The following is an 11513-nucleotide window of genomic DNA, read 5'->3' as shown; positions in this document are numbered from 1 at the left end:
CCTACAGCCGTTCCAGCACACCGCGCAGCAGTTTGCCCAATCTCGGCGCGGCGGCCTGCCCTTCGGCGAGCACCTCCTCGTGGGACAGCGGCGCGCCGGTCACGCCCGCGGCCAGATTGGTCACCAGCGAGATGCCCAGCAGCCGCAGGCTCAGCGAGCGTGCCGCGATCGCCTCCAGCACGGTCGACATGCCGACCAGATCGGCGCCCATGCCGCCCAGCATGCGGATCTCGGCGGGTGTCTCGTACTGCGGACCGTTGAGGCCCGCGTAGACGCCCTCGGTCAGCGAGGGATCGATTTCCCTTGCCAGCGTGCGTAATTCGGGGTCCCAGGCATCGACCATGTTCACGAACGCGGCGCCGGTGAGCGGGGTGCGCCCGGTGAGATTGAGGTGATCGCTGATCAGTACCGGTTCGCCGACCCGCAGGCCCGGACGGATACCGCCCGCGGCGTTGGTGAGGATCACCGTCTCGGCACCCGCCGCGGCCGCCGCGTGTACCGCGTGCACCACCCGGTGCGGTTCGTAGCCCTCGTAGAGGTGCTGGCGACCCATCATCAGCAGGACCGGCACCTCGCCGACCTGGACCGAATGCACGATGCCCTGATGTCCCTGGGCCGTCGGCGGTTCGAAGCCGGGCAGTTCGGTCATCGGAATCGATGCCCGCGGCGCTCCGATCTCGGTGGCGGCGGACTGCCAGCCGGATCCGAGTACCACCGCGACCCGATGGTGCGTGACTCCCGTACGTGTGGCGATCGCCTCGGCGGCCTGTTCGGCAAGCATGCGCCCACGATAGTGCGCCGACGGGCCGGTGGTGCGCGTCGCGGGCCGGACACGAGTGCCGCCGCCGGGCGCGGTCGGCGGGGCGAGGGCAGGATGGTGCCGTGCGTGAACTCGTGGTCCTCGGGACGGCCAGTCAGGTGCCGACCCGCCGACGCAATCACAACGGATATCTGTTGCGCTGGGACGGTGACGGCCTGCTGTTCGACCCCGGCGAAGGGACCCAGCGGCAGATGCTGTTCGCGGGGGTTTCGGCGAGTGGCATCACCCGGATCGGCCTGACCCATTTTCACGGCGATCACTGCCTCGGCCTGCCCGGGGTGCTGGCGCGGCTCAATCTGGACCAGGTCACCCATCCGGTCGACATCTGCTTCCCGGGATCGGGCGCGGAACTGCTCACACATCTACGCGGCGTGGTGCCCGAGTTTCCCGGTCTGCGCGAGCATCCGATCGAAACGGACGGCCCGGTGCCGCTGCCGGACGCGCCGTTCACCTTCGAGGCGGTGCGGCTGTCGCATCGCATCGACACCTTCGGCTATCGGCTCGTCGAACCCGACAGCTATCGGATCCTGCCGGAGCGCCTCGCCGAATTCGGCCTGGCGGGTCCGACGGTCGGGACGTTGCAGCGCGAAGGCGCGGTCCGGCTGCCCGACGGTCGCACGGTCACCGTGGACGAGGTGTCGGTTCCGCGCCCCGGGCAACGCTTCGCCTTCGTCATGGACACCCGAATGTGTTCGGGCATAGTGGAATTGGCCGAAGGCGCCGATATGCTCGTCATCGAGTCGACCTTCCTGGAGGCCGAGGCGCAGCTGGCCGACGATTTCGGCCACCTCACCGCCGGGCAGGCGGCGCGCGTGGCCGCGGCGGCAGGGGTGCGAACGCTCGTGCTCACCCATTTCTCGCAGCGCTACGGCGATCTGGCCGGGCACCGGGCCGAGGCGCAGCGGTATTTCGACGGAGAACTGGTGATCGCGGAGGACCTGATGCGGGTGCCGCTTCCACCGCGTCGCTGACCTGTGCACCGGCGGCGATTCCAACTCGCCGGTAACTTGTCCGGGGGTGTGATGCGGGCGTTCGTTCGGAGCTGCATATTCTCTGCGTATGCCGTACTTGGACCGTGACGGAGACGTATTCGTGCTCTACCTCGGCAACGAGGGTCAGACCGACAGCGAGAACCGCTTCCATCCCGACTGGATCGACGCCATCCACGCGAAACTGGACGAGGTCGAGGCCGCCGAGGGGCCGGCGGCGCTGGTCACGGTGGCCACCGGAAAATATTTCAGCAACGGCCTGGACACCGACTGGCTGTTCGGCAACATGGACAAGATGCACTGGTACCTGGACCGGGTGCACACCGTCTTCAGCCGGCTGCTGGCCTTCGGCATGCCGACCGTCGCCGCGCTGAACGGCCACGCCTTCGGCGCGGGCGCCATGCTGGCCACCTCGCACGACTTCCGGGTGATGCGCTCGGATCGCGGGTACTGGTGCCTGCCCGAGGTCCATCTGGGAATGCCGTTCACGGTGGCGATGAACGCGCTCGTCACCGAGCGGCTGACCAATCAGGTGGCGCTCGAGGCGATGACCACCGGCCGCCGCTACGGCGCCGCCGACGCGATCGCCGCGGGCATCGTCGACGAGGCGGCCGAGGCCGACGGACTACTGGCCGCGGCCATCGCGCGGGCCGCGGCACTGACCGGCAACCGCAAGCCGAATCTGCCGGTTATCAAGCGTGCGCTGCACGGCCGCGCGCTCGCGGGCCTGAATACCCCGACGACACCGGAAAATCTCGCCTTCGGCTCCTGAACACCCGATGATCACCGCGTGGCGCACAGTGCGAGACTGTGTGCCATGCCACGCAGCGGGGACGAACGCAGCTGGAGTCGCGCGGACCGGTCGGCGCACCGGGCCGCGGCATCCGGCTGCGCCCGCGCCGACGACGTCGATCCCTCGGTGGATCCGGCGGATCCGGCCCTGCTCGCCGCCGCCGATGCCGCCGTCACGGCGGCCGAATCGGAATTGATCGCCCTCTCGCATTCCATCCACGCCGAGCCCGAGCTGGCATTCGCCGAGCACCGCAGTGTGGCCAAGACGCTGGCCCCGCTGCGCGAGCGCGGGTTCCGGATCGAGATGCCGGTCGCGGACCTGGACACCGCCTTCGTCGCCACCTTCGGCAGCGGCGAGCTGGTGGTGGGAATCTGCGCCGAATACGACGCCCTGCCCGAGATCGGTCACGCCTGCGGCCACAACATCATCGCCGCGGCCGCGGTGGGCGCGGGGCTGGCCCTGGCCGAGGTGGCCGATCGGTGCGGTCTGACCGTGAAGGTTTTCGGCACACCGGCCGAGGAGAGCGGCGGCGGCAAGGTTCTGATGCTGCAGCGCGGCGTCTTCGACGAGGTCGCGATGGCCCTGATGGTCCATCCGGGTCCGATGGACATCGTGGGCGCGCGGTCGCTGGCCCTGGCCGATCTGTCGGTGTCCTTCCACGGCCGCGAGGCACATGCCAGCGCCGCGCCGGAGTACGGCCGCAACGCCGGGGATGCCGCCACCGTCGCGCAGGTCGCGCTGGGTCTGCTACGTCAGCATCTGCGCCCCGGCCAGCAACTCCACGGTATAGTCGAGTCGGGCGGTGTTGCCCCGAATATCGTGCCCGGCCATGCGGAACTGTTGTACTACCTGCGGGCAGACGATTCCGCATCCCTCGACGATTTGCTGCAGCGCGCCTCGGCCTGCTTCGAGGCGGGAGCGCTGGCGACCGGATGCACTCATGAAATCCGGGCGTTGGCGCCCACATATACCGAGCTCACGCCGGATTCCGCACTACTGTGTGCTTACCGCGAGCAGATCATCGGTATGGGTCGCATGCCGCTCGCGCCGGAACTCGAGGCAGCACGGCCGCTGGGCAGTACCGATATGGGCAATGTCACCAACGTCATTCCCGGCATCCACCCGGTTATCGGCATCGAGGCGAACGGCGCGGTGACACACCAGCGGGAGTTCGCCGCGGCCTGTGTGACGCCGTCGGCCGATCTCGCGGTGACCGACGGGGCGCGGGCACTGGCCCGTACCGCAATCCAGGTTGCGGGCGATCAACTACACAGGGACAGGTTGTCGGAGCGCAGTATCCAGCGACAGGAGGAAATTCGGTGAGCACGATCGGCCGGTCATCACCGGCGGGCCGCGAGGGAGATGCCGCGGCGGGTCGCGGCGACGATGCCGCGACCGGTTCGGAGGACGACTCCGCGACCGCTTCGCGCCCTTCCGCGGCGGGTCGCAAGGCGGGGAGCTCCGGCCTGCAGAGCAAGGCGGTGACACCCGGCCTGCAGAGCAAGGCGGTAGGCCCGGAGGCCGGTACCTGTCGGCACACCGGACTCGCGACCGGACGGCAGGCCGAGATCACGGCCGGACAGGCCGCGGTCGAGGCGTGGCTGAGCGAGCACGGTGACGATCTGATCGGCTGGCGCCGCCACATCCACGCCAATCCGGAACTGTCCCGCGCCGAGCACGGCACCACCGAATTCGTCGAATCCTGGCTGGTCAAGGCCGGTCTGGAACCGCGCACACTGCCCACCGGCACCGGCCTGATCTGCGATATCGGCCCGGCCGGGCCGCGCCTGGCACTGCGCGCCGATATGGATGCGCTGCCGCTGCAGGAGTACACCGGGCGGCCGTTCGCCTCGACCGTTCCCGGCGTCTCCCACGCCTGCGGACACGACGCGCACACCTCGATCCTGCTCGGCACCGCACTCGCCCTCGCCGAGATGGACGAACTTCCGGTCGGCGTCCGGCTGGTCTTCCAGCACGCCGAGGAGGTCATGCCCGGCGGTGCCATCGACATGGTCGCCGCCGGTGCGATGGACGACGTCTCGCGAGTCTTCGCGCTGCATTGCGATCCCCGGCTCGAGGTCGGTCGGATCGGGGTGCGGGTCGGCGCCATCACCTCGGCCGCCGACACCGTGGAACTGGTACTGGACTCGCCGGGCGGGCACACCTCCCGGCCGCATCTGACCAGCGATCTGGTGTACGCCATCGGCACCGTCATCACCGGCCTGCCCGGTCTGCTGAGCCGCCGCATCGATCCGCGGACCAGCACGGTGATGGTGTGGGGCGCGGTATCGGCGGGTAAGGCGCCCAATGCGATTCCGCAGACCGGCATGCTGACCGGGACCGTGCGCACCGGTGACCACACCACCTGGTCGCTGCTCGAGCCGATGGTCCGCGAGATCGTCGACGGGCTGCTCGCCCCGACCGGGGTGCGGTATCAGCTGAACTACAAGCGCGGCGTGCCGCCGGTGGTCAACGACGAATTCTCCACCCGGATGTTCGAGGACGCGATTCTCGGTCTGGGCCCGGACGCGCTGTCGGACACTCCGCAGTCGGGTGGTGGCGAGGACTTCTCCTGGTACCTCGAGGAGGTTCCGGGTGCCATGGCGCGGCTGGGTGTCTGGTCGGGCGAGGGGCCGCAACTGGACATCCACCAGCCGACCTTCGACATCGACGAGCGCGCGCTGGCGGCCGGCGTGCGCGTGATGACCAATCTGGTCCTGCAGGCACGCTGATCGTACGGCCCGTCGGGTGGCGAACCCGGCGGGCCGTCCGTCCGGCGTCCCGGCGGGCCGGCTACATCGAGCCGAAGGTCCCCGGACCCACGTTGCGGCTGTTGCGGGTGCGCAGCGCGTGGACGTAATCGCCCGGAGCTCCGGCCTTTTCGGCCGCGTCGGCGATCACACCGATGTAGCGGGCGGAAGGCAGCCCGCCCTCGTAGGCGTCCAGCACGTACAGCCACGCCAGCACCGGCTGCGTACCCGTCCCCGAATTGGGCGAGACCCGGAGCCGGATCTTCTTGTGGATACCGAAATCCGAACCCTCCCACCGGTCGAGGCTCTGCTCGTCCTCGGCGGAGACGTCGTACAGCACGACGAACACCCGGGAGCCCGGATCCTCGACCACCGTCGCGAGCGGGCCTTCCCAGCCGATGTCGTCGCCGGCGAAGGTCAGGCGCCACCCTTCCAGCCAGCCCGTTCCGTAGACGGGGGAGTGCGGACAGCGCTTGAGCATCTGCTCCGGGTCCATATTGGATCCGTAGGCGGCGTATATCGGCACCTGGCAAGAGTATCGAATGTAGGGACCGCTTGTTTCGATCCGGCCGGGTTCGGGCCGTGCCTGTCTCCGGCGGGGCGGGCGGATGTCCGGAGAATTACCGGTAGGTGACACGCGCAACGTCACCCATGACGCGGTCAAAACGATGAGGAACAGGACCGATAACGTTGACGGCAGTGCCGGAGATCCCGGCCGCACGGCTCGATAGCGGAGGTACACATGGCCCGCATTGCAATCATCGGGGGCGGCCCCGCCGGCTACGAAGCGGCGTTGGTGGCAGCTCAGCACGGAGCCACGGTCACCGTGATCGACTCCGACGGTATCGGTGGTGCATGCGTGCTGTGGGACTGCGTCCCGTCCAAGACCTTCATCGCTTCGACCGGTGTGCGCACCGATCTGCGGCGCGCGCGTGATCTGGGTATCACGCTGCATGTGGCGCAGGCGCAGGTGCGGCTGTCGGAGGTGAACTCCCGGGTGAAGGCGCTGGCGCAGGCGCAGTCGTCCGATATCCGCTCGAAACTGCAGGCCGCCGGCGTCACCATCCTCAACGGCCGCGGTCAGCTGATCGACCAGATCGCCGGTCTGGCCACACATCTGGTGCGCGCGACGCTCGCCGACGGCACCGAACGGGTGATGGAGGCCGAGATCGTCCTTATCGCCACCGGCGCCAGCCCGCGGGTGCTGCGCGGCGCCGAACCCGACGGTGAACGCATCCTCACCTGGCGGCAGCTCTACGACCTGAAGGAGCTGCCGGAAACGCTCGTCGTCGTCGGCTCGGGGGTCACCGGCGCGGAATTCGTCTCGGCGTACACCGAGATGGGCGTGCAGGTGAAATTGGTCTCCAGCCGCGACCGGATGATGCCCGGGGAGGACGCCGACGCCGCGCTGGTCCTCGAGGACGCCCTGGCCGAACGCGGGGTGGAGCTCGTCAAACAGGCCCGTGCCGACGCCGTCGAGCGGACCGCGGACGGGATCGTGGTCAAACTGTCCGACGGGCGTACGGTCACCGGCTCACACGCGCTGATGACGGTCGGCTCCACGCCCAACACCCAGGATCTGGGTCTCGAGCGCATCGGCATCGAACTCGACCGCGGCGGTTATCTGCGCGTCGACCGCGTCTCGCGGACGGCGGCGACCGGGATCTATGCCGCCGGTGACTGCACCGGGCTGCTGCCGCTGGCCTCGGTCGCGGCGATGCAGGGCCGGATCGCGATGTATCACGCACTCGGCGAGGGAGTGCAGCCGATCCGGTTGAAGACGGTGGCCTCCGCGGTGTTCACCCGGCCCGAGATCGCCACGGTCGGTGTCAGCCAGACCGCGATCGACAACGGTGAGGTGCCCGCGCGCACGGTGATGCTGCCGCTCAACACCAATCCGCGTGCCAAGATGTCGGGCCTGCGCCGCGGCTTCGTGAAGATCTTCTGCCGACCGGCCACGGGCGTGGTGATCGGTGGCGTCGTGGTCGCGCCGATCGCCTCCGAACTGATCCTGCCGATCGCGATCGCGGTCCAGAACAACTTGACGGTGAACGACCTGGCCCAGACGTTCTCGGTGTACCCGTCGCTGTCGGGATCGGTCACCGAGGCGGCGCGGCAGTTGATGCGTCACGACGATCTGGACTAGTGGGCGGCGGCTGTTTCAAATGCGCTGCCCCGCTTGATCTTTTGCCGGACCGAGTGTGGCTTCCCACAGTCGGGTAGCACCGGTTGCCTGAAACTTGTTCGTATGGTTCACTTCCGGCAGAGATGTCAGTGGTGGGCGGTTGGCAGGTTCACGTGGCGGGGGGAATGCAATCTTTCCCGGGCCGGGAATCCGCGAGCGGCTCGCGGCCCGCAGCAGGGTGCGGGCCGGACATCGATGAGGGACCAATGGAGACGGCCCCATCGAGCGGCGTTCGTCGGTCGGTGGCACTGGCCGAGCTCGGGAAAGGGATTGCGAGACAGTGAAACATCGTAAGCCGAGTCGGGCGCAGCGAGCGATGGCCACGACGTCGTTGCCGCTGGCCACCGCGGCCGCCGTGGCGACCATCCTCGCGTCGGGTACGGCGAGTGCCGCGCCGGCCGATCAGCCGAGCGTGCCGACCACTCCGGCGCAGCCGGGCGCCACCAACGAGGCACCCGCGCAGGGCGACAACGGCCAGGGGCAGAACACGCCGGGCACGCAGGAGAACGCTCCGCAGGGTGGCACTCAGCAGAACAACAACCAGCAGAACGGGACCCAGCAGAACGGGCCCCAGCGCAACGGCAACCCCCAGCCGGGTGTCACCACCCCCAATCAGCCGGGTGTCACGACTCCGAACCAGCCGGGTGTCACCACCCCGCAGCCGGGTGTCACGACCCCGAACCAGAACACGCCGAAGCCGGACCAGAACCTGGCCTCGCCGACGCAGCCGGGTGTGACCACCCCGCGCGTCGCGCCGCTGCCGGTGCCGGGTCAGGGTGGCCAGGTGCAGCCGGCCGTCGTTCCGGATCAGCCGACCCCCAACGGCCAGGCCGACCAGCTGAAGCCGGGTCAGCAGTCGCCGGACCAGACCGTCGGCACTCCGAACAAGCCACAGTCGCAGAACGGCGGCAACGCGGACACGCTGCGCAGCCAGCAGGGCAACTCGAACCCGTCGCAGCAGGCGCAGTGGACCTCGCCGAGCCTGCAGGCCGCACCGGCCGCACCGGTCGTCCAGATGAACGGCCCGCACACCGAGGTCGGTGCCAACGTCGACGGCGGCGGACTGCTGCCGGGCTACGTGGCCAACACCCACCACTTCAGCAACCTCGACGGCTATGTCGGCACGGTGGGTTACAGCACTCCGAACGGCGTGGGCGACGCGGGTGTGTCGGTGGAGTTCGTCGAGGCGAACAAGATCAAGATCACCTCGTACACCCACGCCACCGGCTTCGATGATCTGAAGTCCGAGAACTACGTCGACACCACCGAGGCGAATGCGGCCAAGGCCGCCGTCGAGGGCTGGATCAAGCAGCAGCCGGGTGGTGCCGCAGCACTGGATGCGGCCGCTCAGATTGGTAGACTCCCGCAGGGTGATTTCGCTCCGCAAACGGTGAATGTCGCTGGTGCGACAACACAGTGGGGTGGCACGGTCCAGTACTGATACAGACTGAATCGACGCGTGGGGCGGTCGTTCGCGACCGCCCCACGCGTGTGTCTCGGGGAAGGAACGGGTGATGGCCTCCGGCGACGATCAGGACCGGGACGAAGGCGAGTCGGGATTCGGCCCGCCGGTTTCCGGATTCGGACCACCGCTGAACGATTTCGGGCCGCCGACGGGTGAAACGGGTGCGGTCGGCTGGGCGCCGGCCGGGGAACCGGAACGTCCCACACTGGGCTGGCAGCCCGCCGATGGCCCCGCGACGCCGTCCGTCCCGCCGCCGCCCCCGCAATACCGTGCGCCGGATTCGTCCGCGGCGCCGGAAACCGTGCGCCATCCGGTGCCCGAGACGCCGCGCGCGGCCGACACCACGCGGGCGCCGGAGACCGTTCGGACCCCCGCGCCCGAGACTGTTCGGGCGCCCGCGCCCGAGACCCGCCGCATCCCCGAGCCGCCCCGCGCTGCGGATGCGCCGCGCGCTCCGGAGACCGTGCGGTACCCGGACGCCGGCGGTGCCGAGGCGGATCGTGGAACCTGGTGGCGCGCAGACGATTCCGGCTTTCCGCCCACTCCGCCGCGGGAAACCACGGGATCGCTGTGGGACGACGACGAACTCGCCAAGAAGCTCACCGTCCCGCGCGGCGGTGGCGAGCAGAAATCGGGTTCGCTGTGGGACGACGACGATCTGGCGAAGAAGCTCGCGCCGTCGCGGCCGGTGCCCGGGCCCGAACTTGTCGAGACCGGTCGCAACAAGACAGTGCTGATCGGCGGCATCGGTGCGGCCGTCGTGCTGATCGTGGCGTTGATCGTGGTCGTCGTCTTCGCCACGAGCGGTGGTGGCGACAAGTCCGACAATGCGCAGGCCGGTGGTGCGACCAATGCGGCCGACGGTGCGGACTGCCGGGCCCGCACCGAGGGCAATCTGATCTACGGCAACGGGCCGGGCGACACGTCGAGTGGTGCGAACGCCATCTTCGGTTATCAGCATGCGTACTACACCGATCGCAACGCGGAGAAGGCGCACACCTTCATCGCTCCCGGGGCGAATGTGCAGGCCCCGCCGGAGCTGCAGAAGACCATCGACGAGCACATCCCCAAGGGCACGACGTACTGCCTGCGTATTTCGACGACCGCGGCCAACCAGTTCAACGTCGAGGTCTCGGAGTTCCACCCCGACGGTACGAAGTCGCTGTATCTGGAGGTCATCACAACCGTGAATCAGGGAGGCCGGAACCTCATCCAGCTGATCCAGTCGTTCTAAATCTCACAATATGAGAATCTGAGTTCATATTGTGGATGCCGCTGTGCGAAAGTGGAGGTACCACCCTTTCGCTCGGAGGTCTCCATGTCGCCGCATACTCCACCCCTGTCCCGCCGGCTGGACGGTCTGCAGAGTTCGGCGATCCGGGATCTGCTCAAGCTGACCGCCCGGCCGGATATCGTCAGCCTGGCCGGGGGGCTGCCCGACGAACAGCTGATGCCGCGCGATGCCATCGCCCGCGCGGCGGAGTCGGCGCTGGCCGACCCGTCCCGGTTGCAGTACACCGAATCCGCGGGCTGGGGGCCGTTGCGCGAGGTGCTCGCATCCCGGGAGTCGGTGCGGCTGGGCCGGCCCGTCCCGCTGGAGGAGATCTTCGTCACGCACGGCTCGCAGCAGGCGTTGTCGCTGCTGGGTGAGGTGCTTCTCGATCCGGGTGCTCTCGTGGTGGTCGAGGATCCGGCCTATGTCGGCGCGTTGCAGGTGTTCCGCGCGGCGGGGGCGCGGATCGTGGCGATTCCGCTGGATGCCGACGGTATGCGTGTCGACGCGCTGGCCGAGCTGCTCGAGCGCGGCGAGCGCCCGGCGCTGGTGCATACGGTGAGCAATTTCCACAATCCGCGCGGTGTGACGCTGAGCCCGCAGCGCCGGCGCGAACTGGCGGCGCTGGCCGAACGGTACGGCTTCTGGGTGGTCGAGGACGATCCGTACGGCGAACTGTGGTTCGACCGCCCCGCGCCGCAGGCTGTTGCCTCCTACTCGCCCAACGTGATTCGGCTGTCGAGTGCCTCGAAGATCCTGGCGCCGACGCTGCGGGTGGGCTGGATGATCGCCCCCGACGAGGTGTGCCGCGGCGTGGAACTGCTGAAGCAGGGCGCCGATCTGTGCGGTTCGGCGCTCACCCAGCAGATCGCCGCGGACCTGCTGGGTGACGAGCCGTGGCTGGGCGCCCACCTGGACAAGGTGCGCGGCATCTACGGTGAGCGCGCCGCCGCCCTGGTGAGCGCGGTTCGCGTCCGCTTCGGCGACCGGGTGGTGAGTACCGACGCCGCCGGCGGCATGTTCGTGTGGCTCGATTTCACCGACGGCACCGATACCGTCGAACTGCTGCCGCGCGCGATCGACCACGGCGTGGCCTACGTCCCGGGCTCCGCCTTCGCGGTCTCACAGCCCTACCGCGGCTCCATGCGCATGTGTTTCACCACCTCGGATGCGGCCGTGCTCACCGACGCGGTCGATCGGCTGGGCCGCGCGGTCGACGCGGCGGGGTAGCGCGGCGG

Annotated in this window: 10 protein-coding genes; 8 read left to right on the top strand and 2 right to left on the bottom strand. The window is 69.0% G+C overall.

Annotated elements, in window-relative coordinates; all coding sequences use genetic code 11:
- Nucleotide 1 precedes the first annotated feature (1 nt).
- Entirely contained in the window at nucleotides 2-781 is a 780-nt protein-coding gene (locus IRT45_RS11955) for a purine-nucleoside phosphorylase (protein ID WP_194805906.1), read from the bottom strand.
- 101 nt (nucleotides 782-882) lie between these two features.
- Here IRT45_RS11955 and IRT45_RS11950 point away from each other — a divergent pair, with 101 nt between their 5' ends.
- The 4 genes from IRT45_RS11950 (at nucleotide 883) to IRT45_RS11935 (ending at nucleotide 5334) form a co-directional block, all read left to right on the top strand.
- Nucleotides 883-1791: a ribonuclease Z gene (locus IRT45_RS11950; RefSeq protein WP_194805905.1), complete on the top strand. Its 909-nt coding sequence runs from the start codon at nucleotides 883-885 to the stop codon at nucleotides 1789-1791.
- 88 nt (nucleotides 1792-1879) lie between these two features.
- Nucleotides 1880-2581 carry an enoyl-CoA hydratase-related protein gene (locus IRT45_RS11945; RefSeq protein ID WP_194805904.1) on the top strand — a complete coding sequence of 234 codons (702 nt, stop codon included), beginning with the start codon at nucleotides 1880-1882 and terminating at the stop codon, nucleotides 2579-2581.
- A 168-nt stretch (nucleotides 2582-2749) separates the two neighbouring features.
- A complete protein-coding gene (locus tag IRT45_RS11940) occupies nucleotides 2750-3925 on the top strand; it encodes a M20 family metallopeptidase (RefSeq protein WP_194805949.1) in 1176 nt (391 codons plus the stop codon).
- 245 nt (nucleotides 3926-4170) lie between these two features.
- Nucleotides 4171-5334: a M20 family metallopeptidase gene (locus IRT45_RS11935; RefSeq protein ID WP_194805948.1), complete on the top strand. Its 1164-nt coding sequence runs from the start codon at nucleotides 4171-4173 to the stop codon at nucleotides 5332-5334.
- A 61-nt stretch (nucleotides 5335-5395) separates the two neighbouring features.
- Here IRT45_RS11935 and IRT45_RS11930 read toward each other — a convergent pair whose 3' ends face one another.
- Nucleotides 5396-5878, bottom strand: a complete 483-nt coding sequence (locus IRT45_RS11930) for a gamma-glutamylcyclotransferase (RefSeq protein WP_194805903.1) — start codon at nucleotides 5876-5878, stop codon at nucleotides 5396-5398.
- 201 nt (nucleotides 5879-6079) lie between these two features.
- Between IRT45_RS11930 and IRT45_RS11925 the strand changes: the two genes are divergently transcribed.
- The 4 genes from IRT45_RS11925 (at nucleotide 6080) to IRT45_RS11910 (ending at nucleotide 11505) form a co-directional block, all read left to right on the top strand.
- A complete protein-coding gene (locus IRT45_RS11925; protein WP_223273405.1) occupies nucleotides 6080-7498 on the top strand; it encodes an NAD(P)H-quinone dehydrogenase in 1419 nt (472 codons plus the stop codon).
- A 355-nt stretch (nucleotides 7499-7853) separates the two neighbouring features.
- Nucleotides 7854-8978 (top strand): hypothetical protein, encoded by a 1125-nt coding sequence (locus IRT45_RS11920; RefSeq protein ID WP_228534189.1) that lies wholly within the window; start codon nucleotides 7854-7856, stop codon nucleotides 8976-8978.
- A 73-nt stretch (nucleotides 8979-9051) separates the two neighbouring features.
- Nucleotides 9052-10236, top strand: a complete 1185-nt coding sequence (locus IRT45_RS11915) for a hypothetical protein (RefSeq protein ID WP_194805902.1) — start codon at nucleotides 9052-9054, stop codon at nucleotides 10234-10236.
- 84 nt (nucleotides 10237-10320) lie between these two features.
- Nucleotides 10321-11505, top strand: a complete 1185-nt coding sequence (locus IRT45_RS11910; RefSeq protein ID WP_194805901.1) for a PLP-dependent aminotransferase family protein — start codon at nucleotides 10321-10323, stop codon at nucleotides 11503-11505.
- Nucleotides 11506-11513 lie beyond the last annotated feature (8 nt).

It is taken from the genome of Nocardia sp. BSTN01 (genome assembly GCF_015354405.1).
GTDB lineage: Bacteria > Actinomycetota > Actinomycetes > Mycobacteriales > Mycobacteriaceae > Nocardia.
Note: the sequence above shows the minus strand (reverse complement) of the source record. Positions and strands in the feature narration are given on the sequence as shown.

Bases quoted from the DNA above. Each gene is read 5' to 3' on its own strand.
- IRT45_RS11955 (WP_194805906.1), bottom strand. From the start codon at position 781: ATGCTTGCCGAACAGGCCGCCGAGGCGATCGCCACACGTACGGGAGTC.
- IRT45_RS11945 (WP_194805904.1), top strand. From the start codon at position 1,880: ATGCCGTACTTGGACCGTGACGGAGACGTATTCGTGCTCTACCTCGGC.
- IRT45_RS11915 (WP_194805902.1), top strand. From the start codon at position 9,052: ATGGCCTCCGGCGACGATCAGGACCGGGACGAAGGCGAGTCGGGATTC.
- IRT45_RS11920 (WP_228534189.1), top strand. From the start codon at position 7,854: ATGGCCACGACGTCGTTGCCGCTGGCCACCGCGGCCGCCGTGGCGACC.
- IRT45_RS11910 (WP_194805901.1), top strand. From the start codon at position 10,321: ATGTCGCCGCATACTCCACCCCTGTCCCGCCGGCTGGACGGTCTGCAG.